The sequence below is a fragment of the Chitinophaga filiformis genome, from assembly GCF_023100805.1.
Classification (GTDB): domain Bacteria; phylum Bacteroidota; class Bacteroidia; order Chitinophagales; family Chitinophagaceae; genus Chitinophaga; species Chitinophaga filiformis_B.
On sequence record NZ_CP095855.1, the window covers coordinates 5,346,658 to 5,372,468 of the forward strand.

General features: G+C 45.5%; 18 protein-coding genes. 2 read left to right on the forward strand and 16 right to left on the reverse strand.

Annotated features, from left to right (window positions below; translation table 11 throughout):
• Nucleotides 1-25: 25 nt before the first annotated feature.
• From MYF79_RS20740 to MYF79_RS20755, 4 genes are all read right to left on the reverse strand, one after another.
• Entirely contained in the window at nucleotides 26-3,697 is a 3,672-nt protein-coding gene (locus tag MYF79_RS20740) for a hypothetical protein (RefSeq protein WP_247809711.1), read from the reverse strand.
• An 85-nt stretch (nucleotides 3,698-3,782) separates the two neighbouring features.
• Nucleotides 3,783-4,781: a hypothetical protein gene (locus tag MYF79_RS20745; RefSeq protein WP_247809712.1), complete on the reverse strand. Its 999-nt coding sequence runs from the start codon at nucleotides 4,779-4,781 to the stop codon at nucleotides 3,783-3,785.
• A 646-nt stretch (nucleotides 4,782-5,427) separates the two neighbouring features.
• A complete protein-coding gene (locus tag MYF79_RS20750; protein WP_247809714.1) occupies nucleotides 5,428-6,417 on the reverse strand; it encodes an aldo/keto reductase in 990 nt (329 codons plus the stop codon).
• Nucleotides 6,418-6,696: 279 nt separating this feature from the next.
• Nucleotides 6,697-7,566 (reverse strand): LysR family transcriptional regulator, encoded by an 870-nt coding sequence (locus MYF79_RS20755; protein ID WP_247809715.1) that lies wholly within the window; start codon nucleotides 7,564-7,566, stop codon nucleotides 6,697-6,699.
• 151 nt (nucleotides 7,567-7,717) lie between these two features.
• On the opposite strand from MYF79_RS20755, the gene MYF79_RS20760 reads away from it, so the two are divergent.
• On the forward strand, nucleotides 7,718-8,242 hold the full coding sequence (locus tag MYF79_RS20760) for a GNAT family N-acetyltransferase (RefSeq protein ID WP_247809717.1): 525 nt from the start codon (nucleotides 7,718-7,720) through the stop codon (nucleotides 8,240-8,242).
• A gap of 102 nt (nucleotides 8,243-8,344) precedes the next feature.
• Here the strand turns inward: MYF79_RS20760 and MYF79_RS20765 are convergent, their stop codons facing one another.
• The 3 genes from MYF79_RS20765 to MYF79_RS20775 form a co-directional block, all read right to left on the reverse strand.
• A complete protein-coding gene (locus MYF79_RS20765; RefSeq protein ID WP_247809719.1) occupies nucleotides 8,345-8,662 on the reverse strand; it encodes a hypothetical protein in 318 nt (105 codons plus the stop codon).
• Nucleotides 8,663-8,727: 65 nt separating this feature from the next.
• On the reverse strand, nucleotides 8,728-9,546 hold the full coding sequence (locus MYF79_RS20770) for a hypothetical protein (protein ID WP_247809720.1): 819 nt from the start codon (nucleotides 9,544-9,546) through the stop codon (nucleotides 8,728-8,730).
• Complete coding sequence (locus MYF79_RS20775) at nucleotides 9,513-10,244, reverse strand: DUF7003 family protein (RefSeq protein WP_247809722.1); 732 nt, start codon at nucleotides 10,242-10,244, stop codon at nucleotides 9,513-9,515. Before MYF79_RS20775 ends, MYF79_RS20770 begins: the two co-directional genes overlap by 34 nt.
• A 554-nt stretch (nucleotides 10,245-10,798) precedes the next feature.
• Between MYF79_RS20775 and MYF79_RS20780 the strand changes: the two genes are divergently transcribed.
• Nucleotides 10,799-11,395: a hypothetical protein gene (locus tag MYF79_RS20780; RefSeq protein WP_247809723.1), complete on the forward strand. Its 597-nt coding sequence runs from the start codon at nucleotides 10,799-10,801 to the stop codon at nucleotides 11,393-11,395.
• A gap of 87 nt (nucleotides 11,396-11,482) precedes the next feature.
• On the opposite strand, the gene MYF79_RS20785 is transcribed toward MYF79_RS20780, so the two are convergent.
• From MYF79_RS20785 to MYF79_RS20825, 9 genes are all read right to left on the reverse strand, one after another.
• Complete coding sequence (locus MYF79_RS20785; protein WP_247809724.1) at nucleotides 11,483-12,397, reverse strand: DUF6268 family outer membrane beta-barrel protein; 915 nt, start codon at nucleotides 12,395-12,397, stop codon at nucleotides 11,483-11,485.
• Between the two features lie 28 nt (nucleotides 12,398-12,425).
• Entirely contained in the window at nucleotides 12,426-15,443 is a 3,018-nt protein-coding gene (locus MYF79_RS20790; RefSeq protein ID WP_247809726.1) for an efflux RND transporter permease subunit, read from the reverse strand.
• Between the two features lie 2 nt (nucleotides 15,444-15,445).
• On the reverse strand, nucleotides 15,446-16,495 hold the full coding sequence (locus tag MYF79_RS20795; protein WP_247809728.1) for an efflux RND transporter periplasmic adaptor subunit: 1,050 nt from the start codon (nucleotides 16,493-16,495) through the stop codon (nucleotides 15,446-15,448).
• Nucleotides 16,496-16,497: 2 nt separating this feature from the next.
• Complete coding sequence (locus MYF79_RS20800; protein WP_247809729.1) at nucleotides 16,498-17,859, reverse strand: TolC family protein; 1,362 nt, start codon at nucleotides 17,857-17,859, stop codon at nucleotides 16,498-16,500.
• 106 nt (nucleotides 17,860-17,965) lie between these two features.
• Nucleotides 17,966-18,751: a LytR/AlgR family response regulator transcription factor gene (locus MYF79_RS20805; protein ID WP_247809731.1), complete on the reverse strand. Its 786-nt coding sequence runs from the start codon at nucleotides 18,749-18,751 to the stop codon at nucleotides 17,966-17,968.
• Nucleotides 18,748-19,794 carry a sensor histidine kinase gene (locus MYF79_RS20810; protein ID WP_247809732.1) on the reverse strand — a complete coding sequence of 349 codons (1,047 nt, stop codon included), beginning with the start codon at nucleotides 19,792-19,794 and terminating at the stop codon, nucleotides 18,748-18,750. The genes MYF79_RS20805 and MYF79_RS20810 overlap by 4 nt, the downstream gene beginning before the upstream one ends.
• Before the next feature lie 410 nt (nucleotides 19,795-20,204).
• The gene (locus MYF79_RS20815; RefSeq protein WP_247809734.1) at nucleotides 20,205-22,157 is read right to left on the reverse strand and encodes a sialate O-acetylesterase; all 1,953 of its coding nucleotides are present in this window, start codon (nucleotides 22,155-22,157) and stop codon (nucleotides 20,205-20,207) included.
• Nucleotides 22,158-22,198: 41 nt separating this feature from the next.
• On the reverse strand, nucleotides 22,199-24,178 hold the full coding sequence (locus MYF79_RS20820) for a glycoside hydrolase family 97 protein (RefSeq protein ID WP_247809735.1): 1,980 nt from the start codon (nucleotides 24,176-24,178) through the stop codon (nucleotides 22,199-22,201).
• 67 nt (nucleotides 24,179-24,245) lie between these two features.
• Nucleotides 24,246-25,712 carry a cellulase family glycosylhydrolase gene (locus MYF79_RS20825; RefSeq protein ID WP_247809737.1) on the reverse strand — a complete coding sequence of 489 codons (1,467 nt, stop codon included), beginning with the start codon at nucleotides 25,710-25,712 and terminating at the stop codon, nucleotides 24,246-24,248.
• Between the last annotated feature and the right edge of the window lie 99 nt (nucleotides 25,713-25,811).

Sequence of the window (25,811 nt, forward strand, 5' to 3'; positions counted from 1 at the left end):
TATAATTTTTTCAAGGGCCAGGAAACTATTGTGTGATGGACCGGGAATACTGATAATCGAATACTTTCAGAATATTTCTGTCATTATCTTTTATCATCCTGAGCCGTCCAAATCCATCGTACTCGTAATAAGTGACGTTACCTGCAGCGTCAGACTGGCTGGTTACTCCCACCAGCGGGTCATAGGTATATGTGTTCATCTGAGCATTCTGTGGGTGAAGTCTCAGCTCATCTATACTGGCTGAGCCACTGATGATAATTGTCGCTGTTCCTGCGGCAATCTGGTGTTTATAAAATGTCCATCCATTAGAAGTCCTTCCTGCTGTACCGGTCTGTCCGTTTACCAGCGCAGCACCTCCCTGGGACCAATATGACACCGTATAGGCTGTTGCCGTAGATAGATTGTTCCTTACAATATTTCCCCTGCTGAGCGTATAAAAGTTTTTACCGGAAAACGCATTGCCTACGGAGACCGCACCAGACAGTTGCCAGTAACCGTTACCTGTTGATTCGAAACCTGTGTAGGCAACAGTATTGATCGATGCGTTGGTAACCTTTGCGACAAGGCTGCTGCTTTTATGATCAAAGATCAGCGATTGGACCAAACCGTTCCGTTCCTTGTATTGTATTACATTGCCTTTATCATCATACTGTTGTATCAGTGCCGCTTCCTCCGCAGGGTTGCCCATTAAAGCGTTTTCCAGCCTGGACGGCGCGATAAGCGTGCCGGTAAACACACTGTAATTAATCCTTGTCATACTCAATTCCGGGCCTGCAGTTTTAACTGTCCGCTCTTCTATAACGTTACCAATCATGTTGCGGGCTATCATATCGTTATAAGGTGTTGTTTGCCCTCCGGCTACCATTTCATGCGGATATTTGTTATAAGTGGTCAGTTCATTCCCCTTACTGTCGGTAGTAATGGTGCGGGTAACGTTCAAATGTTTATTATTATCATAATAGTACCTTATCAAGGTACTCAATTCACTGCCATCCTGCGTATCGTATGTTTTCTGCTCTGTGGACACTTTCTGTACCCAGGAGGTGATCACATTATAAAATCCATATCCATAATCAAATTCAAAGTGGTCATTCACCGGGATATGTTGACCGTCCACCTCGTTGAAACATGGGTATTCAACAACTCTGAGCCGTTTTACACGCAAGCCCTTCATTCTTCTGTAGAGATTTGTAGTATCACCATCATTAAACGCATATTCATCCTTCTGACTGCTTACCTTCCGGTAGCCGATTCCATTTTTTGCATAAACCGTTTTTTCGGATAGTAATCCACGTTTATAGCTATAATCATTTACCGGTATTGAAGCGATCGCTGTCTGCAGATCAACATTGGGCCAATAGGTATGGTCGAAATAATAGTTATTCGTTGAGTCGGGATAGAACAGGTAATTATACTCGACGTATCCATTATCATTTCCCTGATTGTCAACATTGAATTCCTGAACAGAGGTATACCCGACACTCGAACCCTGAGTGACACCCAATATTGCCTGGCTGCTGCTGGTCACTTCCCGGTATTGTGCAAAGTCAGTGTTACATGGTCCCATACCTGTATGGCCTTCAACACCAAACATATCAACTGCGTAGTAGTGTACATATCTTGGATAACTGAGAATTTTCCCGGTAGAATATTTGTAAGTCTTTATCTCAGAAGGGGTTATGTTAAGGCCATCATAGTTCGTCATACTTTTAATGCGCAAACCGCCTGCAACCGGAGCGGCCAGACCGCCACCAGCGGGTGCTTCTACATATTTTTTGAACCATATATCAGCATAAATGGCAGCTTTGGTCGAATTATCTTCCGGGCATCTAAAGCCCGAGCAGGAGTTATCAGTTGTCAACCTGTATGATCCTGAAAACAGGGATGGTAGTTCGATGCTTGGAAAGCTAAAATCATATGTGCCATCTGGATTGGCCGGTATATTTCCACCTGGAAACTGATCATATGCATTCCATTCCTGAACAAGTACATAGTTACCATCGCCGGTAGACCTTTCCAGTCGGACGAAAGGCAACCATCCTTCTCTTTTCGCATTGGGCCGGGTATAGTTGGCATAGCTGATGGATATCGTAAGCTTATCTTGTGAGAATGGAATATCGAAGAATACAATACTATCATGGGGCATGGGCGTCTTATAGTTATACGTTGAGGCATACGCCCTGCCTTCCCCGATTTCGGCTATCGGCGTATTTGGGATGGAACCTGCTTCATAACGGTGCAATTCGTAATCAAAATCCGTATAACCTCCGGTAGGATATTTGATCCTTTTGAGTGTGCCGCTTTTGGCAGCCGACTCATTAGGCTCCCTGTTTGCAAAAATTGGTGTTTGGAAAGAAGGAGCACTGGGAAGCAGGTTTTGATTTGCTGCAGCATTATAATAGCCCCAATGGTCCTGGGCGTTGGAAAAACGGGATGGAAGTCCCGGATAATAGTAAAAGCTGTGTACTAGCTTATCGGTTCTTGTACGGTTATAGTCAGACAGAGAATCGAGATAATAGCGATTACCATCATAAGAGTACTGAAGCACGAAGTTCTTAATATTGTTCCCTGTTTCGGTAGCCCGAACCTTGATACTGTCCAGCAATTTTCCCTGTTGAAGATCCTGCCTTGAGCTCCCGGCGAAAAAGGTCATTTCCCCCTGACTCCAGCGGATGGAACTCAACAACCCCTTACCACGGGTGACATATCTTGTGTTCATCGGGTCATTGTTCGGTACACCATTATACAAAACCTTTGATGTATTCAATATGTCAGTCCAGGACGTGTTAACATCAGCCGGGTATCCTCCCATCTGAGCTGTCAGCTCACGAAGGGATTGAGTTGACCTCATGGTATAAGACTCACTTTTGTCGGTATATTGCAGACTGATAGTATCGCTTTTGTCGTTAGATACCATGCGGGTAAGGTACCAGGCATTGTCCCAGAAATTTTGCGCTGCAGTAGCATCTGTATTCACGAGTTCACTTTGTTCAACTCCACCTGAAGTCGCATCTGTTGGTCCGAAAGTATAAGTAGTCCCATTTTCATCCACTAATTCCCAGATGCCATCTGTACTCACTGATAAGAGTGGATTTTTAGTTACCTTCAGCGCGTTCTCCGGAATACAATGAAAGTTGCCGCGTTCGTCGAAGAAGAATTTGCCGGATCTTCCGTTGAAATTGAAAAAATAAACGTCTGGCTCTGTATCAATATCCCCTTCCGTGATTCCCTTAAATAAAACAAATGTATTAGGGTCCGTAAGCGTATAAGAGCTGTTTAGAAACTTCCCTTCACGCATTCTTGTATAGAAGCCGGTAGTTTCATTATCGGGCAGGCCGACAATGGTACGGGTAATAACACCTCCGGCATTCAAAGCCCAGCCGGTACCTACCCAGCCGCTCATTTCTTCTACCTTTACACCTGACGCATGATATGAAAGGGATACAGGTAAAGATAATTTCCTGCTTTTAATGTCATAAACAGGAATAGAGATATCCGGTGTACCTGTATAATAACTTACAGGCCATGCTCCAAATTTACCCAGTGAGGCAGCCGTTGGAGAGGGCGGAACAACTTCGGGAATAAAGCCATTGCTTAAGCTACCGGCTTTCGATTGAGACTTCACAATGTGAGCCCCTAACAGGCATATTATAAAGGGTATATAAAATACGGAACGTATAGAGAACTTCTTCATCATCAAAAAACTTTAGGTACAGTGGCCTATATCATCAGGCTCGATGTATATGTGACCCTCAATTGGATCAAACCCTCTCCGGACTACGTTATTTTGTAGTTTTGTCCTTTAACTCGTTAACCTGTTTCTGTAGCTCAATCACATGTAAGGTCAACTCCTCTATCTTCTGCAACAGGATCTTATTCATCTCTCCCAGGTCAGCACCATCTTTCGTCACCTCTTTCGCGGAGGGCACATCCGGCAGATGCTTATTAGCCTTAATATATGTCTCCAGATCCTGTAGTGGCATTAACTTATACTTCTCCCCGAAAACATAATCCGGCCAGTTATCGTAAGCCTTTACCTTGATCCTTGTAAACATCGCATCTCCGTTAACTGCCAGCTTATACCCCTTGGTATCGGTAGTCCCGATTCCCACATTACCGTTCACCGCATTCCGCGCCCCGGCCAGTATAACATCTCCATTTGATTTGAAGACCAGGGGGGCGAAATATCCACCTGTGATGGCCCTGGTCGCGTAAAACTCAAGGGTTGGTCCAGTCAGATCGTTGCTGAAATAGCCATCTTTCCTTAAAGATACCAGCCACATATTCGGCTTACCTGATGCTAATGCCGTCGATGTCTTTATACTAAATTTAAGGTCTGAATAGGCAGCGGCATCTCCATCACTGATCATATTTATTGCACTCCTGGTAGCACCCATATCTATGGTCACTTTGTCTGCCGCAGGAGCGGTGCCTATACCAACATTTCCCCCTGTGGTTAATGTGCCCTTCATATTCAGGTTGCCACTGTTGTCAAGGAACATCAGCTGGTCGGTATCTGTAGCATAATCAATACTTCCGTTATCATGCGCCAGCCAGCGAAACTTGAACCCAATAGACTTAGCACCTAGCATTCCGTAGTTGATGGAACCATTTGACTGATAAATAAAGCCTGACCTGTTGTTTCCTGTATACAGGCCCGTGGTAATAGTATTGGTGTATACATTATTGGGGAATTGTATAGTGGTAAAGGTGTCCGTTTGTCCGTTTACGTACGGAGATAATAATAACAATGCTGTTATGCTTAAAAGTTCCTTTTTCATGGTATATAGATGAATTTATATTATGTTCTCTTGATTTTGATCTGTAAAAATGGCTGTCCAATGTCAACACATGCTATGCTCACTATTGCCGCAACAGGTCAATGCACATTATTTTTTAACAATGCTATACAAACAAGATCTGAATCCAGGATTGAGAATTATGACTATGCTCGAATAAAGTATAGGAAACCTATGAATGGGTATTGGGCAACATCTAATTTCAACTAGCCACAAAGGTGATAAAATGATGCGACAAAATACATAACACCTTAGTTGTACGCATGTTATATCCCAGCAACATCCCACTCACCGCACAAAGAAAGACATGCTCAACGCAGCGTATATGCGTGTAGTCAATCAATTTTTTACCTCTCATTCTATCTATAATGATTTCTTTCAAAGAAGGTTAACACATTCCGGAAATAAGGGAAAGGCGGAATATACAGACAGGCATTCCGTGAAAAACGATGCTAAGTTATCTTAATTCGGGATTATTGTTTCAGTGATGGGAATATCGCCGGCATAGAGATCCCGAAAGGATCCATCCGGCTTGTAAAATGGCGGGAAAGTATATTAACAGGATAATGCAGGAACAAGCGCCGCTGACCTACCTGCGTTAACCAGCGATAGACAGCGGCGCGTCTCATTAACTTTTATCGACTAATTTATTCATGGATTCATTATACCGCTCACCTACATTAGGATATTTTTTGAGCAGGTCTTCAATCTCCTGTTTGTCGGCATCGGAGAGCGTGATATTCACCGCTCCGGCATTCTCCTCCAGGTATCTTCTTCGTTTAGTGCCCGGGATCGGGATAATGTCTTCTCCCTGGTTCAGTACCCAGGCCAATGCCAATTGCGCTGCTGTAGCATGTTTAGTAGCTGCCAGTTCAGCAAATGCCTGTGCCAGGTGTTTATTGTTCTCAGCATATTCTCCCTGATATCTTGGCAGATTCCTCCTGAAGTCATTTTCTTTTAGTCCATCTACATCCAGTGTATTGGTCACAAGACCACGTGCCAGCGGGCTAAATGGTACAAAGGAGATCTTAAGCTCACGGCAGACCGGAAGGATCTGGTCTTCCACATCTCTGGTAAGCAGGGAATATTCACTTTGTAATGCTGAAATAGGATGTACCGCATGCGCCTTCCGGATAGAGTTCACGCCTGCTTCAGATAATCCCAGGTAGCGAACCTTCCCTTCCTTTACCAGGTCGGCCATAGCACCTACGGTCTCTTCAATGGGTATATTCGGATCAACACGGTGTACATAATAAAGGTCGATCACATCTGTCTGTAATCTCCTAAGGCTTTCCGTTACAGCCTTTTTCATATATGCGGGTGACCCGTTAAACCCCGAAGGCTGACCATCAGGGCCGGCAAGGGTAAAGCCGAATTTAGTGGCGATAAACACTTTTGACCTGTTCGGCTTAAGTACCTTTGCCACCAGTTCTTCATTTTTACCATTGGCATAAATATCCGCCGTATCCCAGAAATTAATGCCCAGCTCAATAGCGCGTTCAAGTGTGGCAATAGACTCAGCATCATTTGCCTCACCATAGGCATGGTTCATGCCCATACATCCCAGTCCTATTGCTGACAATAAGACGTCTGTATTACCTAATTTTCTGTACTTCATAAGATCATCATTTGTTACATTAGTTAAAGATACAAACTAGTAGTCAGATGGCGCGAGGTATGCTTTAATATCCTGTTAATTAGTTGCCGCCATTATTTTAATGTCCTGCTTGTTCTATCTGGCAACCAGTCTCAGCTGATGTTACAAACACCACTTATCTGGCGTATTCTGACCCGCAACGGGTGCGGGGCTAAAGGAATGAAGGTATTGGAAAAGTCATTATTGGAAACAAGACGCTGATTCAACAGATGAGAGAAAAACGGGTAGCACACCTCCGAACTACTGTACCTTCACCTCCTTCAACATCATCCGGAGTCGTTTTACTGCAGCCTTTTCATATGCATCCTTCAATGAAACAATTGTGGTCGCTCTTATCACATTTTTATCTTTAATGGGAATAGCTATGAACTCCTTCTCCGGCACAACCGTTTCAATATGGATCGTATGCCACTTCCCTGTTCGTACCAGGTCCAACATAGTAGGGATATCGTTCACTTCGATAGCAAATTCGGGCTCATAACCCTTAAACATTTTACCAATAAAATGTTTGGTGTTATAGCCCTGGGTTGCCAATACCAGGGGAAGCTGTGTAATATCACTCAAGGTGACGGAAGTTTTACGGGATATTTCGGACCTCGCTGACGTGATCAGCCGCATAGGAGAACTGAACAGTTCTTCCGTTTTAAATTGCCGGGGCAGATTAAAATCCTTGAATATTAATATCATGTCCAGCTCAAAACGCTCCAGCATTCCTATTAATCCATCCGAGACGCCGTAAACAATCCTTACCTTAATGGCGGGAAACTTATTTGTAAAGCGTATCAAGGCCTGCGTAAAGATATTCCGGAGACCGTAGCTAACACCAATAAAAATAGTCCCGGTGTTCAACTTATTTAAATCTTCTATCAGGGAGAGACCATCATTTGCTTTTTTGATACTTTGGGACGCATAATCAGCAAATAACTGGCCTGCCTCGGTAAGCACAATCCGGTTACCCACCCGGTTAAATAAAGGCGTTCCCAGTTCGATCTCCAGCTGTTTTATCTGCTGCGATAGTGTGCTCTGGCTGATATGCAAACTCTGAGCAGCTTCCGTAAAGTTCAGCAGTTCCTTTGCTTTTAAGAAATATTTCAGTTGTCTCAACTCCATGGTGCATCGGTTTTATCGATGGGTTGCATCGAAAAATACAGTTTTGCCAATGTAGACATTTCTTTAAACTTTGCGGTAGGAAATATGAAAACTTCTCTACGCCGATTTAGAGAAATCATATTCCGTTTATCATACTAAACGAACTAAAAAAATGGCATTCGGGTTTAGAAAAGCATCAATAACAGAACAATCCAGGGTGTGGGAGATCCTGGAACAGGCCATCATCCGCAGAAGAGCAGATGGAAGTAATCAATGGCAGGACGGATATCCCAATCCTGCCGTCGTACAAAAAGACATTGAGGCGGGGATAGGTTTTGTACTGACCGACAACGACTTAATTGCCGGATATGCTGCGGTATTGATCAACGATGAGCCTACATATGCCGATATAGAAGGTGAATGGCTGACAAATGAAGATTTTGTGGTAGTTCACAGGGTCGCTATCGCACAGGACCACCTGGGCAAAGGCTTATCCGGTAAGATGCTCGAATATATAGAAGCATATGCCGCTGATAATAATATCTATAGCGTCAAGGTAGATACCAATTTTGATAACATCGCAATGATGAAGATCTTTGAGAAACGGGGATATATCTATTGCGGAGAAGTATATTTCAGGGGTTCTCCAAGGAGGGCCTATGAGAAAGTACTGCCGAGAAACACGGAAATCCGGTAGGAAGATCTAAGGGCAAGAAACGAATTCCTGTATCAGAGCAGAAGCGGCAGGCTGGTTAACGGCAACTGCTTAAAACACAGCCTGTCTGCAGACTTACCGAGTTCACCTATCCCTCAATGGCGGCGGCCCGTGCAGTACAAGTTCCCATTCTTCATACTCCGGATCAACTTTAAACGAGGGGTCGCAATATGCGCGTAGATAGTCTGTCGCTCTCTTCTCTGCATATTTAGCGTTGACAACGTTTCCATCATCATCCAACTCAATTACATTTGCATATATCGCAAACACCTGTTCAATTGCACTGGGCTCCTCTCCATATAGCGAAAGGTAGTCAATGCCTTCAAGTGTGTCTTGTGTCCCACTTGCCATGAAATAAGCAAAGGTCCTTAAGGCCCCACTAAATGAGTTACTTAATTTCATATCTTAAAAATTACTTTATAGCATCAGGAAATAACTTTCAGGCTGTTTAGCAGGATAGCAAAAGATCACCGCTTTACATTTGCATCATCCAACAACATCTCAAGAAAACCCGCCACATCATACCCGGTAAATATCTCTACCAGGTCGAGTCCTTTCAATGTATCCGGCTCCGCCAGCGCCTGGATGATGGTATCCGTCCAGCTCACATCCGAACGCGCCTCAGCATCCCGCACCAGGAAAATGGCCATGATCGTCCGCAATAATGCAAGTGGCTCCTGCTGATAAGCTTCTATGAAATGATTGCGCATTTTTCCATATGCTTCCTCTATCTCGTATAATCTTCCGAGGCAGAACAAAGCATATGCCCTTCGTTCCGGAGGGTGAGTTGCATCCTGCCATTCCTGCCGGAACAACATCTCCGTACCGGGCATTCCCTGTCCTGCATGCATCAGTATATGCTGCGCCTGACGCGCCATTACGTGATCAGGCGCTACTGCCCACTGCCGCAGCTGTGGCGCTAAAAATACCAGGGAAGATACCAGTTCCGCATAACCATCCGTACGCAAAGCCGGTTGCGACATAATTTTATATAAAAGCGCCAGCAAACGTTGCGGCTCCTTTGCCACTGGCAATATACGCGCCAGAACAGTAGCCGTAGCATACGCTGCATCGTAATACCCGCCATGCGCGCATACACTCCACCGGATGCGTTCAGCACATTTTTCCGCTATACGATCATCACCAGTTAATAATCCGTTGATATTAGCCGGCAATTCTTCTCCCGTACCAATGGCCGTCTGAAGTTGGCGCCAGTCAGTCTTATTCAGCTCTATCTGAAGGTAGTCGGGTATTACAGGGTCCCTCCCATCGGCCAGTTTTTCCAATGTGTATTTGGTGTTTTAGTTGGTTGATAAAATGAGACATCCCCTGTCTCCAGTACGTTTGCGATCTGCCGGAATGTTTCCACAGCAGAAGGCAATTCCTCACCTGAGAGGTCATTATGATACCATTCGTCCAGTCTTAACAGCAAAGGCAGATCTTTCGGTATCCTGTCCCTTATTTCTTCTTCTAATGCCAGAAATCCGGCCCTGTGCTCTGGTACGAAAGCCCGGGCAAACTCCCATACACTGATAGCAGGCGCCTTTGCCAACGTTACACCACGTGCGGCATAATATGCAGGGTCGTGTAAAACGGGTGTTTCCTCCCCGTTCAGTAAAATGGCGGTGGCCTCAGGATGCAGGGTCTCGCGGAAGTCAGGACCAAACGCCGGCATCCCCTCACAATCATCTGTCATCGTCATAAAGTTAAAGTTATGCGTCCCGGGAGTGAATGGCAGACAGTTGCCGTAGAAATAGAGGCAGTTGTATAATCCGTTATGCCCGCCGAAACGATAGTTATATCCGATGATATCGAACAGCAATACCCATCTTTCTTTATCGCCATACACGGATAAGCGGCAGTCTATGTGATACACGTTCCCGTTATCCAGTACCGGATATTCAAATTGGCTGGCATATGTGTCTAATTGCATAAGGATGTCCGCTGCTGTAAATGCTGCGTGCCGGCTTGGCTGGGATTCCATAGCGTTATTTTACAGGACAAATATACAAAAAAGAGAAAGCCAACTCTATGAACAGGCTTTCAGGGATTCTATATACCAGGATCTCCTTTCTCAGCCCTAATGGTAATTCGTTTCCCCGTCAGGGTCAGCGCCCCGCTACATTTATAGGTTGCATTTACCCCGATCATAACAACATCAGGCGTTTTCACTTTGGATATCAACGATCTATAATATAACCAAGGTAATTGTGCCACAGGCTGTGGCACAAACCTCTACAAAACAGCGGCATGCAGCACGTAGTATATACCCCGTTAAAAATGACTATGTATGCGGTTTGATTGCCGTTAGCATGGCCACTATTTGAGAAATGGTATCAAACTTGCCATGTATAATACCAAATATCTATCAGGCAAGAAGTGATGAAATCTATGACGCAAAGTGTGAATGTGGTTTTCTTAGGGCTGTTTATGCTCGTTAGTCTCGCCGTGGGCGCTCAGCCCATACCGGATGCACCAGAAAAAGAGCGAAAAACCGTCTATCTTTTTAGTGGATTGGGGGCAGACTCAAGTGTATTTATGAACCTGAAACTCCCGGGGTATCACAAAGTGTACATCACCTGGGTTCCCGCCTTGCCAAAGGAAACAATAACCGAATATGCCAGTAGGATAAAGAGCCAGATCACGGTCGACAACCCGGATATTATCGGACTTTCCTTTGGAGGAATAGTGGCCGTTGAAGTGTCCAAGCAGATAAAAGTAAATAAAATGGTATTGATCTCTTCCGTCAAAACAAAGAGTGAATTGAACAGGGTACAGTTTTTCTTCATGAAACTGGGCCTGTACCGGATCATTCCCGGTCCACTGATAAACCGCACCAATTTCCTTACCTACCGGTATTTTGGCGCCCGGTCCCCAAAAGATAAAAAGACATTAACACACTTATTGGAGAACACAGATGTATCTTTCTTCCGTTGGGCATTGAAAAGTATTGCCTGCTGGGACAATGAAACAGCACCGGAAAGAACCATTCAGATCAATGGCACCGCTGACAGGGTAATAACCACCGGGCGTGTGCATGCTGACTATCGTATTAAGGGCGGAGGGCACCTCATGGTTTACAATAAAGCAGACACGATCAGCAAAATTATCACGAAGTATTTCCGTGAACGATAAACCTGCGTCCTGCATGAGCGACTTGCCAAAACACAAAGCCATCAGCGATTGCTGATGGCCCTGATATCTGCTTATCAGACACGCAAGCTATTTTAATGTATAAGATAAACTGAGCTGGTATACCATCCCTGCCTTACTCACCTCCTGGTTTGGATCAGGCCTTTTCTTCCCTACCGGGAAAGTGATGATCGTCCATGAATTAAGCATAGATCCCGGAATGTAATCAAATTGCCTGAACTTGTTAATGATCGCATAACCCGCACTTCCTGAGAGTGTCAGATGCTTGCCGAAGGTATGTTCATAATACGCCTTCGCACTCCACTGTGTTGTTTGTATAAACCCGCTATTTTCGTAATGTCCGGGACCTTGCCTGTTTGAAAGACGATAACTGCGTGTAAGGCCCCTTATGCCCAATGCCACGTTATCCCGCTCTGTGATCAGGTAAGCCGCCCGCATATTGGTCGGAAACTGCCCATAGATGTCCCAGTGCTTGTTGGGACGGTAATCAAAAGTAACATAAGGGGATATCTGGTGACCAAAGAACTGGTTGGAATAAGCCAGGCCCAAACCATATTTCAGCCTCGGTGAACGGGCATATTTATATTGGAAACCAATGGTCCCGCGGATATCTTCTCCTGAGATATCCTCCCAATCAGAGAAAATCCCGATCTGTCCCAAGAGGGTGAACGTCTTCGTCGTATCACTGAATTTGCGACTATAAGCACCCTGTAAGGCCACGCTGTAAAGGGTTTCCTCCACCACATCCCGGAAATTATGGAAAGACATCTTTCCAAACTCCATCTTCAACATGAGTGACTCCTTCGGCTTCCTGAAAACAGGCATGGTAAATTCAATATCCAGCACCCTGGCACTGGCGGAAGTATCATTTAATTTGACAGGTATGTAAATGTAGCCGATCTGGGCTAGTTCCTTGCGCTGCTGCGCAATACCTATTACCGGCGCCAAACAGCTTATTGCAATGAGGAGATGACGATTTAACATATACTGATGTATTTAAATTGAGGATGGTTTATTTCATGATCATCTTATAAAGTACCGGTGCCACAAACCTGGTTAATAACAGGGAGCTGAGTAAGCCTCCGATCAGCACCAGTGCCAATGGAGAGAAGAAATCGGATCGTTCAACCACCAGCGGGATGAGCGCAAAGACCGCCGTGAGCGTTGTCAGGAAGATCGGCGTAAACCGCTCTTCTGTGGCCAGCTGTATTGCCTCCTCTTTCGAGTGTCCGGCCGCACGCATCTGCTCAGTGAAGTCTACAATGATAATCGTATTCTTCACCTCAAGCCCGATCAGCGTAATGATACCGACAAACGCCGTGAAGGAAAAAGTGTAGCCTCCTGCATACAAGGCCACTACAGCGCCAAGTATCCCCAGGGGAATAGCGGAGGCTACGATCACTGTTCCTCTCAATCCGCGGAAAGCCAGGATAAGCACCGCGAGAATTCCAAACACCGACACTGCCAGGGCAGTTGATAGTCCCCCGAAAGACTCTTTACGCTTTTCCGCCTCCCCGCCTGCTTCATAGAGATAATTCTCAGGAAACCTGATCTGGTTGATCTTATTCAATGCCTCATTCGTCACTTTACCAGTGAGGTAACCAGTCCTGACATATGCCGTTACAGTGATGCTTCTCCTTTTATTAAAGTGTTGCAATATAGATGGAGCGCTTTGCAGTTTGATCTCCGCCACCTGCGACAGTGGCACTAACTTACCCGTTGCCGCACTGACATAGATCTGCTTGAATACATCAAAACTGCCCTTTGCATACTGATCCAGGGTCAGGTTTACATCAAGACTATTACCTGCATCATCCGTAATCTCCGTTGCAGAGATTCCCGCGAAAGTTGTACGTACTGATTTAGAGATCTCGGCAATCGACACCCCGAGCGACAATGCCTTCTCATGGTTGATCAGCAGTTTCACCTCCACTTTCTGCTGCCTTAACGGATTATCAATATCCCTTGTACCGGGTGTACGCTTCAAGGCGGCTTCCACCTGCCCTGCCAGCGTAGATAAGGTCTGAAGATTGTCGCCGAAAATGCGGATCTCTATTGGCGTACCTACCGGGGGGCCCTGCATAAACTCATGCACCTGTATGATGGCCCCGGGATACTTCGCAAACTCACTCCGCAGGCTGTCCAGGAAGGCAGGGAAATGGTCTTTATCATAGTGTTCGGTAAAACACAGCAGCTGCGCTGTATTGGCCTTTTGTCCCGATTGACCGACATTATAATATACCTGCGGATTCCCTTTACCTATATTAGCTGCATATGCCCGGATGTAGGGTTTCTCATGCAAACGCTGTTCTACCCAATGAACAACCTTATCCACCGTTTCAATATTCGCGGCAGCGGGCAAGGTCACGTCTACAAGGAACTGTGGTTTTTCAGAACTGGGGAAAAAGCTGAAGCCAATTGCCCTCATCAGCATGAAGCCCGCCAATACCAGCGCTAATGCCACAACAAGCGTCATCTTTGGCCATTTCATACAGAATGCCAACATCCGCATGAAAGGCCCCTCATTGAACCTCATAATAGCCCGGTAGAATACATTGTCGCCTATCTGGTCTTTCAGCAGGAACTTCGACAGCAATGGCGTCATTGTTACCGATACCAGCAGCGAACCTGCCATGGTATAGATCACCGCCAGCGGTAAACTGCGTATAAAGTCGCCGGTAGAACCCTGCAGCGTTACCAATGGCAGAAAGGACAACAGGATACAAACCGTCACGGTAATGATTGCCCTGATCAACTGATTGGTGCCATTGATGGCAGCCTCCTCTCTGCCATCTCCCTTGCGGAGTTTTGCAACAATGTTTTCCACGACGATAATGGAATCGTCCACCAGTAAGCCCAGGGCAATTACCAGGCCCACAATGGAAAACTGGTTCAGGGAGTAACCGGAGAGGTCTAACAGGCCAATCCCTATAAAGATCGATACCGGTATACTGAACATGACAACATAAGACGCTCTTAAACCCAGAGGAAGAAGGGTAAAGAGGACCAGTACGATAGCGATACAGAAATCGCGGTAGAGATTATTCAGGCGGTGAGACACGCTGAGGCTCTGATCAAAGACCTTCTCCAGTTTAATGCCGTTCCCTGCATGATAGAAAGATTTCAGCTCCTGTTCTACCCGGGCCGTAATATCGAAGATGTTGGCATCTTCCTGCTGGGTGACTGATATGAATACTGCCCGTTTGCCATTATACCTCGCAAAATAGTTGTCAGGTTCATATCCCCGGGTCACATTGGCAACGTCTTTCAGATAAACGATATGGTCGCCGGAGGTCTTGATGATGGTGTTCCTCACCTGGTCTTCACTCCGGTAGTCGCCTCCTATCTTGATATTATACCTGTTCACCGAAACATCAAGGTACCCGGCGGGAAGATTGACTGCTTCGCTTTTAATGGCATTATTGATATCTGTCAGCGTGATGCCGTTGGCCGCCATCCGGGGCAGATCTATCTCAACATTGATCTGCTGTGCAGGAATGGCATGTAACAGCACCTCTCCTATCCCCTTCACCTTCTGAATGGCACGTTGTGCATTCTCAGCCATCAGCTGCAACTCGCTGTAAGGCTTATCTTCACTGACCAATGCATATTGCAGAATGCTTACGTTACTGGTAGATGACTGTTTTACATCAATGCTCTTTACGCCTGCAGGCAGATCTGGTTTAACCTTGTTGATCTCCCGCTGCACCTCGTCATACTTCTTCTCCTCATCGGCTTTCTGAAGAAATTTGATCTTGATACTTGCGGAACCGTCACTTATTTTCGTCTGTATATATTCTATCAGATCGAGTGTGCCCAGCTGCAACTCCAATGGATTGACCACCAGCTGCTCGAGATCGGAAGGAGTAGCACCCGGATAAACAATATTCACGGTATACTGTGGGAGCGGAAATAGCGGGTCTTCACTCTTTGGCATCTTCCTGAATGACTGATAACCCCAGTAGGCAATCATCAGGAAAACACAGACAGAGAACTGTTTATTGCGAATAAAAAATTGTGGTATATTCATTATTACCTGGCGTTTTCAATTTGTACCTGCTGCCCGTCTTCCAATCCGTCATTACCTGCTATGATAACACGCTCCGCCGGATTGATCGTTGTATAGAGCACCGCTTTGTTCTGTTTTATGCTGAGTAGTTTCACCGTCGACCGCCGGGCAATTGACTGTCCCGACACTGTATAAATGATGCCTACACCATCATTTACCTGTGTTACCGCCTCCAATGGCAGCAATGTATATGACTGTTCATTCCTTGCGGGCAACAGCAGTTTACCGGTAAGTCCATATACAATGGGCAGCTGTCCGGGATCAAAGCGGATATAACAATCGTATGTGAGCGTAACCGCATCAGGAATGGTGGACAGCCTGTATACCACTCCGGCTATGGGATGCTCCGGCAATGCATCGAGGGTAAGTATGGCTGACTCGTTCACTTTCAATCTTAGCCGGTCCCTGTCGCTCAAACTGACCTTAAACATCCAGTGCCTGTTACCATCAGTATCGTTACTCCCCAGCGTAAAGGCCAGTGCTCCCGAGGGCTTATATTCACCCCTATTGATCTGTTTTTTCAGGATGACACCGTCTGCCGGCGCATAAATAGACGTCTGCGCAAGGTTGTAGGCCAGCGCGTCCCTTTGCGCCCTGCTGGCGGCCAATGCAGTTTCCGTATTCTGTAACTGCTCTACCGTGGCAATGGTATCCTTCACCAGTACCTGCAGACGTTTAATATCGCGCATATGCTGGCTGATCTTATAATCCACCTGGTCAATCTGCGACTTATACTCAGCTGTGTTCAGACGTGCCAGCAGCTGGCCCTTTCTGACAAAATCGCCTTCTTTTACGCATACCTGCTCAACCGTGCCACCGGTTTTAAAGGAGAGATCTGATTGATCAATCGTAGTAATAAGACCTGTTGCAATGATCGTATCGGTTAAAGGTGCGATCTCCGGATGCACAACTGTGACGTGGGGGATGACGGTTTCCATCCCTTGTCCGGGTTTCTGCCGGCATGCCAATAGCGCTGATGCTATCAGCAAACCGGTCATGTGATGTTTCTGCATAATTATTCCAGCTTGAGTTTTTTGCCTGTGGTTTTCTGGTAGCCTGCCAGTTTGAATTGAAGATTGTAATACCATTTTATGAGGTTGGCATCTGCCTGACGAAGCTGTTCTTCGGCGTCCAGCAGCTCCAGGATAGTCGCCATCTGCAGATCGAACTTTGACCTGACAGCCCTGAAATAGACATCTGCATTATTATATGCCGCCTGCGATGACTGGTAATTGGCCAGGTGGGTAACAATATCACTATATGCCGAGCGTTCGTTCAACGCTACCTGCATCAGGCTACTGTTATACTGCGCTTCTAAACTCTGTTGCTGGAAATAAGCCTGCTTTGCCCTGCTGTTGTTAACACCATTATTAAAGAGATTCCACTTCAGGGAGAGCTCAAATGTGCTGTATGGCAGCCTTTTATTATTAAAGTTGATACTGGACCCGCTGATGCCGCCGGTCGCTTTCAGCTGTACAACGGGCGTTATTGCCTGGGAACGGATAGCCCTTTGCTGTAAGCCTGCGGCATCAGCATTATGTTTGAGATAACTGGCATGGTATCCGGTATATGCTGTATCGCGTGTGTTGTTGAGAAGATAACTGTGTTGCGATTGAAACAGGTAAGCAGAGTCAATCAGAATACGCTCATCAAAAGAGCGGTTCAATATAAAATTGAAATTAAACTGCGCTTTCATACAGGCGTTCTCCCAATCCCTGTATTGCGCTTCCTTGTTGCTCAGATCTGCTTTTGCCCTGTACAGGATCTCTTTCGTCTGCTTCTGCTGGCTGATCTGCAACTGAATACCGTCCACGTTATCCTGCGCAATCTTTACGCTTCTGCCCGTGGCCTGTTTCAGCTCATTGGCCTGCAGATATTGAAAGTATGCCTCCCTGATCTGCGCATCCAGTTCTGTTTTAAAGTCATCCAGCTGACTGGCAACTGCCTTACTGCTTTCTTCTTTAACCTGCCTGTTGTATTGATTTTGCCTGTTGTAAATGTTCTGTGTCAGCTGGATGGCTGATGAATATTGATTGGGATTCGGGTAATAAAACTTACCGTTCTTAATAGTGCTCGTCTGCAGCTGAGAGAGAAAGTCTGCGATCTCGCCGGTATGACCTCCCGCCAGGTCAATGGGTTCCCTGATATACTTCGTATAACCAGCGGAATAATCGACCGTGGGCCCGGCTGTCCGCCTGCTTTCTGTGAAAGCCCATAAGGCATTCTGATAGTCGCTGTTTAACCGGTGTATAGTCAGATTATTCCGCAGCCCTGTTTCACAATAGCTTTCAAGAATATCCTGCGCTCCGGCTGAGGCAGTAGTGATAATAATAACAAGAAAGAAGACAATTCCGGCTGAATGCGCCCTGTTCATCATAGGTTGTTGTGTTTCGTAACGCAAACCTAGCCTATGAATCACTGTGAGGAAAGAAGAACCTGACCGATGTGGGCGAATTGGCGCCTCAACGGGTCAAAATATTATCTCAGCGATTTTCCATCCAGGAGAGAAAATCTGAACTGCGGGGTTTACTGACAATGATCTTTTCTTCTACCTTCACCTCGATATGTATCAATACACGTCTGCCCAGGTATTGCTCTATTTCCTTTATAGCCCGGAATGCCACCAGGTATTGCCTGTTGGCACGGTAAAACTCAGCCGGGTCAAGGCATTGTTCGAGGTCTTCCAATGTCTGGGGTACGACATAATTCTTTCCTGCAGATGTATATACAAACGTCACTCCGTGTTTAATCATGAAGCATGATATATCAGAGACGGGTAAAGGAAAGATCTTACTCTTGTGAGAGATCAGCAAACTTGTGCGATAGGGCTTATAACTGGCCTGAACAGACCTGATCAAGCCCTCAAGATTCAGCGCGCCAACAGGTGCCGGCGTATTCGTCCTGGCCAGATTAGCACGGAAGGTTTCTATTTTCTGCAAACTCATAACAAGCTTCTTCTCATCTGTAGGCTTCAGCAAATATGCAATGCTGTTCAGCTCAAAAGCCTGGATCGCATACTCATCATATGCCGTCGTAAAGATAATCGGGCACGTGATAGGATGTCGCTGAAAAACCTCAAAGCTTAGCCCGTCGGCCAACTGAATATCACTAAATATAAGGTCAGGCTCTTCGTGCTGCTCCAGCCACTCCAGGCTGCTGTCTATACTGTCTTTGACGGCTACGATCTGAAATGCAGGGTCCTGCTTCATGATCATGTTCTGCAGATCAATGGCTGCATTCACTTCGTCTTCTATAATCAAAATTTTCATACTTCGTAAATTAAGGGGAGCAAAACGCTGAACTTCTTTTCTTTTTTTTCGATCCTGACGCCTTTGTCAGACAGCAAACGATACCTGTAATCGAGTGTTGCCAGCCCTATCTTTTCAGATTTTTCAACAGAATAACGTGGCTGCAGGTCGTTCTCGACATGTATAAAATCCTCCCGGATGCCGATCCTTACATTAAGCGGCTTTGCCGCAGATACCACGTTATGTTTGACTGCATTTTCAACGAGGATCTGTAAACTTACCGGCGGTATAACGGAGCTGAGATAAGGCTCAGGCAGCTCTATCTCTATTGATAAATTCGTTTCATATCGTCTCTCCAAAAGAAATATATAGGACTGCAGGAATTCAAGTTCTTCTCTCAATGTAACCGTACCATTAACGCCATGTTTTAACAAATAGCGGTATACATCAGAAAGCCGGATCACAAAATCAACAGATCTTTCCGGATGCACCATGATCAATGACTTCAATGAATTCAGTGAATTGAACAGGAAATGCGGATTCACCTGCTGCTTGAGGGCCTCATATTTAGCTACAATGTTCTCTTTCAGTAGTATCTCATTCTTCAACAATGCCTCTCTCTTCGCAATGTTATTGTCCGTAGAAAATTTGATAATAAGAATGAAGACGTTAATTAAGAGACATCGGTAATATCCCCACTGACAAAGCACGCTCCATTCTTCAAACTTGCTCTTGTATTCCACCATTACGGGCCTGTAGTAATTTAATATCAGGATATAAACAGCAGCCGTCACAATCGTGATCAACAGGAAGCGCAAGGCTGCCTCTACAATGCGCCAGCGTTTGTAAGATATCCTGAAATCAAAGGAAGTGAAAATAATGATCCAGCTAGTCAATGATATGACAAAACCGGCCAGGAAGAGCGCCGCAATTTCGGACGTGGTCAGTAAATTATCCCGGTCGCCATAGTCGCCATAATGCCTGGCGCCACTGGTAATTAACGCGATAAAGATCGCATTAAGTATAGCGATCGCCGGACGGACCTTACGTATCTTTAGAAACATGCCCTAAAATTGCCAAAATTTGGGATGTTATTTCATAAAAATAAGTTAAAGTGTCCCGATTCCCGCCTGACATTGCCATTTCAGGGCCTGAGCAACGCGGCCCTCCGTGCTATAGTGTGCCTCCGATCGGCAAGCGCGCTGAAAGTACAGATCCCTGCTCCCTTACAGTTAAAAACAAAGCCTGGTAAAATTACCAGGCCGACACTTAAACCTACAACTTTCGCAAACTGTTCGCGACTGTTTATTTGTTAATAATAGAAAACAATGACGTTTTCATTTACAATACAAATCTTAAACATTCGCGTTGCCCTTTCAAATAAAAAACACCAAAGTGGGCAAAAAAGCACCTGAAAGGGACAGTAGCGGACCGGAAGGTCAAATATTCTCAAGGCGATATTGCCAACAGATCTTTAATGCTGAGTGATCCCCTTCCATTCATCTGTTCTGAACGGCACAGCAGGCAATCCTGCTGAATTTACGAGGTTGCATTCCGGATTATCTGCCCAGGCATATCTCACGGCCACAGGGGCTGCAACTTTATCTGAATAAACCACTACTTCATTTCCTTCAATGTCAGCTTTCGCCCAATAAAACTGTTTATCCTCACCTGCAACGGCAAAACCGCTCACTTCCTTTCCATCCTTCGTAGAAAAACCCGCACCAGTGTTTATAAAACTAAGGCGGATACGATTGCCCTCCTTTCTGTAATGTTTATACACCGGACCGGATGTGATGCCCTCCTGTTTGTACACCATCTTGTTGGCAACTAATGCCAGGCGGCGCCCCACTTCCTGTTTATTCTTCGGATGGATATCATTCGCCTCTCCGATATCAATAGCGCAGGCCATACCGGTATTGGGCAGCGAAAGCGTCATTGTCTGCGCTTCTCTCAGTTCTGCCCATTCGCTTTCAGCAGGAAGCGGCCTGGCTTTCATGTAATTTGCCAACTGAACGAATAAAAATGGAAGATTGCCTTGCTGCCAGCGTTGTCTCCAATCCGTGATCAGCATGGGAAACAATGTCCGGTAGTCATAGGCAGCGCCAGCATTGGACTCACCCTGGTACCAGATAAATCCCCTGATGCCATAAGGAATTAGGGGGTTGATCATCGTATTAAACAGCACTGTAGGATAATACTGATAGTTGCGTATTTTCGGGAGAGCAGTTTCAAGATCTTCTTTATATAACCACTTGCCGGCTAAAGAAACCCTGGCAGCACCTGCCGTAATATAAATATCGTCGGCCGGGTTCAAACCACCTCCGCCCCACAACATGGCGATTCTCACAGCAATTGTATTTTCGCCGCTCTTTACCAGCCGGGCAGGGATGGTATAGGCATGCGAAGGATTGGCATTCCAGACATTCTTACAGATCTCCTGGCCATTAAAGTAAAGTGAATAGTTCATCTCCGGATGACCAAGATTGATGGTCAGATTTTTCTGCAGAAATGAATCCGGCAATATCATTTTTTTCCTTAACCATGCCACTCCTTCATAAGAACCAGCGCGGAAATCCTTTATCAGTTTCGGCATCTCGACGCTTGTCCAGTCAGCATCATTATACTCCGCGGCCGGCACTATCTTATCGGCATTGTTTTGCGGATTATATATAAGATACCAGAATTTTATCAGGTTCAAACTATCCTGTATAAAATCTTCACGATCCGGAGCAAGGGTATCATTGCTAAGCGTTCTCGCTTTAGTGATCGGCGAAGTAAGCAGCATTTCCCTGCTTGTCCATGCCTCTATTGGGGTACCTCCCCAGGTACTTTGAATAATGCCAACCGGGATGTTCTGATCATGATGAATTTTACGGGCAAAATAGTAGGCAACCGCGGAAAACTCCTTTACACTTGTGGTATCGCAAACTTTCCATTTTCCGGCAAAAATATCGGGTTGAGGTTTTACCTGTTTGCTATGTTCAACCACCAGGAAACGTATTTCCGGGAAATTGGCATTTGCAATTTCTCTACTTGCATCCTTAGCCTGCTGTACCTGCCATTCCATGTTTGACTGGCCGGAAGCCAGCCACACGTCGCCGATAAGAATTTCCTTTAGTTTGATTGCAGACGCCGGTTTTCCTGATTCTGCAACTTCCAGTACATAAGGTCCTCCTGCTTTAAATACCGGAAATTTAAGCTGCCATTTTCCCTGCTGATCGGCTTTCGCTGTAGCCTGAATATTTCCAAGTTTTCCAATAACGAGGGCTCCGGGGCTTGCATTTCCCCACACCGGAATTTTGACACCTCTTTGCAAGACCATACTATCCCCAAATACTTTCGGCAAAGTGATCTGCGCCTGAGATGATGTTCCAACCAGAAGTATTATCAGCAACAGGGCCAATACTTGTATACGCGATTGCATCCTTTTTTATTCGTTTGTCTTTAAGAATATGCTTTGACCGATTACTCAAGCACCATTACAAATCCACCATTTGCATTCAGGGTAAGATCCAACTTCTTTTCTTTTGTTGTATTCAGGACCTTTTCTGAAAACAGTTGGTCTTGGCTACCATCTGTAAACAGCGTTGCCTTGCTCTTCTTAAATGAGGTAATATCAAGGCTGATCTTCTTTTCATTTTTTTCTCCGTTAATACCGGCAAGATACCAGCGATTACCACTTCTCCTCGCAATGACAACATATTTTCCCGGATAGCCGTCTAAAAATCTCACATCGTCCCAGTTGTCGGGAAGTTTTCTTAAAAACGTCTTCACATCATCAGGTACCTTCACCATTCCTTCAGGCGATTGGGCATAATGCTGTATACCCGATAAGAATACAACCGAAAGGGCCAGTTCAAAGGCGGGAGTAGTCTTTCTGACGCAATTAGACGACGTAAGCCCTGTAAGGTTCATCGGCGTAAAATCCATCGGGTCGAAGGCATTTCTGGTAAACGGCAGCATAGCGCAATGACTGGCTTGCTGATCCGCTGCATCCTGAACAAATGTTACCATCTCCATGCCGTAAATGGCCTCGGTTGTCATAAGATGGGGATATGTTTTTTCCCAGCCTCTTGGCAATGTAGCACCGTGAAAGTTCACCAGCAGCTTATACTTTGCAGCATCATTCAAAATGTCAATGTAGTATTGAATCATGCTTTGACCATCGCCGCCGAAGAAATCGATCTTCACGCCTTTAATGCCCAGGGCCTGCAGACGGCTGAATTCTTTCTCCCTCCCCGCCTTCGTAAGCAGCACATCCTTAGGATGATATTTGATCGTGTTCCAGTCACCCGCGGAGTTGTACCACAACAACAATCCAACATTCTTTTGCTTCGCATAGGCTGACAGCTCCGCTATTTTATCATATCCGATCTTTGTATCCCAGTCTGCATCTATCAGGCAATATTGCCAATGCATGTCATGGGCATAATCAATATATTTTTTCTGTTCATCGAAAGTGATATTATCGTCCTTGCTATTGATCCAGCTCCAGCTGGCCTTCCCTGGTTTCACGAAAGCAATATCCTTCAGCACTGCGGCCGGAGCCAGATCAGTACCCAATGTTGATTCTGCAATTGTTTTCAGACTTCCGATCGTTATAATACGCCAGGGTGTAAGCCAGGGTTTATTGTTCTTTGGTAAATAACCACCGTCCGTAAACACTTCCCGCGGATCCGCGAAACCGATCGAATAAACAGCAGAAGAACTGTCATTGGTCAGTCTTGTGCCGCAATAAGTGCCATCAAGCGCCGCTTCAGTGATCAGTACCCATGTATCGTTTGTTTTAAACAATGCCGGATATACCCAGCCTGACTTTAAGGGCGATACGGTACCAACAGGAATATCCTGCAGATAATGTTCTTCATAAGACGGATGGCAATGCTCAAACCCTGTTTTAGCCTCACTCATAGGCTGCAACCAGGCCCTTGCATCTTTATCAAATGAAAATGCAGAATATTCTTTAATGATCGTTTCTTCATTTTTTATCCAGGGAAAAGAATACCGGAAAGCGGCACCATCATTGGACAGTCTGAAAATGATGTCCATTTTTTCACCCTTTTCATTGGCAAAAGACGCCACCAACTGATTGGCCTGGTAAAGAATGTTGCTTTTTTTGGCATTCTTCGTCTGGTAGCTATCTGTTACACGCGCTGGTTTTGATATCATGACCAGTTTCATGCCTTGTTTGAAATCATGTCCCTTCATTGTCAGGCCCAAAGCCGAAGGCTGAATGACCGGAACGCCCGACTTTTGTATCCCGTATTGAATTTCACCTGCAGCGGATAAGGCTACATTTAACCTGATGGACTTGTCCGGACTCTCTAATTGCGCAAGCTGCTGCGCCTGTAACTGATTGCCTGCTATCGTTCCCCATGCATTCATGCCAACGAGGAGCCCAACTAAAAGAACTGCGTGCTTTGAACACCTTTTTAATACTATCATGCCTTATATACTTTGTCAGATTTCACAAGAAACATTTCTCAAAAATGCCCTTATTGCTTTTACATCCCTATTTACCACCAGCCAGAATCGCATCTATTGTGCGCTGATCTTTTACAATATTGCTTTGCCTGTCCAAAGCACCACCTGTATCCCACCAGAATGGCTTTATACCGTATGCCAGGGCCTGTTTGGTAACAAAGGTGATCCAGTAATCTACTGAAGCCTCATGTGTGGCCAGATCTTTTGGAACATGAGCGGTGTTGTTGCGCCTGTAAGCCCCATATTCACCCATCAATACCGGAATTCCTTTATCAATAAATTTCTCTTTCATTTTCTTAAAGTCCGCAAGGTGATTGTCCTCTTCTCCCCAGGTAGCATTACGATCCGGTTCAATAGTTGAATGATGGCCGTTGCCCCAGTAGTAAAACATCTTGCCCCAGCTGGCGTCTTCATTCAGGAAACAAAACTGTGCCGGCGTATAATTGTGTATTTCAATCATCAGGCGATTGGCCACAGGATCACTGGGAAGTACATTCATCAGGTCATATGTCAATGACATAGATGTAGTCGGCCCCTGGAGAATGAGCACGCGGTGGCTGTTCCTTCCTCCTGTAGAACGAACTGCATTAATGAACGTTTGATGATATAGTGTCAAGATGCTCATCTTGTCTGCATTATCGGCCGCCGGCTCGTTAGCGCTGGCAAACATCAGATGCTCATCAAAATCGCGCATAGTGGTCGCTATTTGCTCCCAGAAGGCCTTTTGTTTGGCATTGACAGAATCCTTTTTCTGCGCGGTAAAATTCTGCTCCAGCCATCCGCCGTCCCAATGGATATTAAGCATAACATACATATCATTGTTTACACAATAACCGACAACTTCTTTTACCCTGTTAAGCCAGTTTTGATCTATGTGGGCAGTTGCCTTGTTGTCAACATGAGAATCCCAGGCACAAGGTATACGAATAGAGCTAAAACCCAGCTGTTTTACATATTTTATATACGACTCGGTGATCCTGGGATTTCCCCAGGCCGATTCTCCGCCGGTGGCCTCCATTGTATTCCCAATGTTCCACCCTAATTTAAACTTGGCTGCCAATTGCACCGCAGTGCTCATTCCTGTAGAATCAGCCGCCTTGGGCGATGTATTATAAGATGGATATATCTCAGCAGTTTGTGAAACCGTCACTCTTCTCGACTGTCCGTTAGATGCGTTTACTGTCAATATGATAGAGCGGGTGGCGCCTGTCCCATTAGCACTTGCTGTTAACCGGACAGTACTGTTACCACTGCTGCCTGATGCTTTGTCCAATTGCAGCCAGGGAGCGGCGTTGTCAATGCTCCATTGCGCATTACCACTAATTGTTAAATCCGCTGTACCTGCTCCTGCGGCAAGCTTGATCTCAGATGGAGAAGCGGAGAGCTCCGCAGTAACAGGGTCGGCTTTCTTCTGGCAACTTGCAAAAAACAGCACAGCAATAAGAAGCCCCGCCAGTTTACCAGGATTGCTGATTTTCATTGTTTCTCTATTCATCGTTTAAGAATTATTTGTTTCATTGTATCACTCTTCGGTCACTTTACCTGCTTATCCTTACCATTTACTACCACAGCATCCATTATCACATATTTATAT

What these genes read in the sequence shown, in the direction of transcription:
- MYF79_RS20780 (WP_247809723.1), top strand. Translation starts at nt 10,799, where the DNA reads ATGAACCTGAAACTCCCGGGGTATCACAAAGTGTACATCACCTGGGTT.
- MYF79_RS20745 (WP_247809712.1), bottom strand. Translation starts at nt 4,781, where the DNA reads ATGAAAAAGGAACTTTTAAGCATAACAGCATTGTTATTATTATCTCCG.
- MYF79_RS20820 (WP_247809735.1), bottom strand. Translation starts at nt 24,178, where the DNA reads ATGATAGTATTAAAAAGGTGTTCAAAGCACGCAGTTCTTTTAGTTGGG.
- MYF79_RS20800 (WP_247809729.1), bottom strand. Translation starts at nt 17,859, where the DNA reads ATGATGAACAGGGCGCATTCAGCCGGAATTGTCTTCTTTCTTGTTATT.
- MYF79_RS20790 (WP_247809726.1), bottom strand. Translation starts at nt 15,443, where the DNA reads ATGAATATACCACAATTTTTTATTCGCAATAAACAGTTCTCTGTCTGT.
- MYF79_RS20765 (WP_247809719.1), bottom strand. Translation starts at nt 8,662, where the DNA reads ATGAAATTAAGTAACTCATTTAGTGGGGCCTTAAGGACCTTTGCTTAT.
- MYF79_RS20795 (WP_247809728.1), bottom strand. Translation starts at nt 16,495, where the DNA reads ATGCAGAAACATCACATGACCGGTTTGCTGATAGCATCAGCGCTATTG.
- MYF79_RS20785 (WP_247809724.1), bottom strand. Translation starts at nt 12,397, where the DNA reads ATGTTAAATCGTCATCTCCTCATTGCAATAAGCTGTTTGGCGCCGGTA.
- MYF79_RS20810 (WP_247809732.1), bottom strand. Translation starts at nt 19,794, where the DNA reads ATGTTTCTAAAGATACGTAAGGTCCGTCCGGCGATCGCTATACTTAAT.
- MYF79_RS20760 (WP_247809717.1), top strand. Translation starts at nt 7,718, where the DNA reads ATGGCATTCGGGTTTAGAAAAGCATCAATAACAGAACAATCCAGGGTG.
- MYF79_RS20740 (WP_247809711.1), bottom strand. Translation starts at nt 3,697, where the DNA reads ATGATGAAGAAGTTCTCTATACGTTCCGTATTTTATATACCCTTTATA.
- MYF79_RS20775 (WP_247809722.1), bottom strand. Translation starts at nt 10,244, where the DNA reads ATGGAATCCCAGCCAAGCCGGCACGCAGCATTTACAGCAGCGGACATC.
- MYF79_RS20750 (WP_247809714.1), bottom strand. Translation starts at nt 6,417, where the DNA reads ATGAAGTACAGAAAATTAGGTAATACAGACGTCTTATTGTCAGCAATA.
- MYF79_RS20805 (WP_247809731.1), bottom strand. Translation starts at nt 18,751, where the DNA reads ATGAAAATTTTGATTATAGAAGACGAAGTGAATGCAGCCATTGATCTG.
- MYF79_RS20825 (WP_247809737.1), bottom strand. Translation starts at nt 25,712, where the DNA reads ATGAATAGAGAAACAATGAAAATCAGCAATCCTGGTAAACTGGCGGGG.
- MYF79_RS20755 (WP_247809715.1), bottom strand. Translation starts at nt 7,566, where the DNA reads ATGGAGTTGAGACAACTGAAATATTTCTTAAAAGCAAAGGAACTGCTG.
- MYF79_RS20815 (WP_247809734.1), bottom strand. Translation starts at nt 22,157, where the DNA reads ATGCAATCGCGTATACAAGTATTGGCCCTGTTGCTGATAATACTTCTG.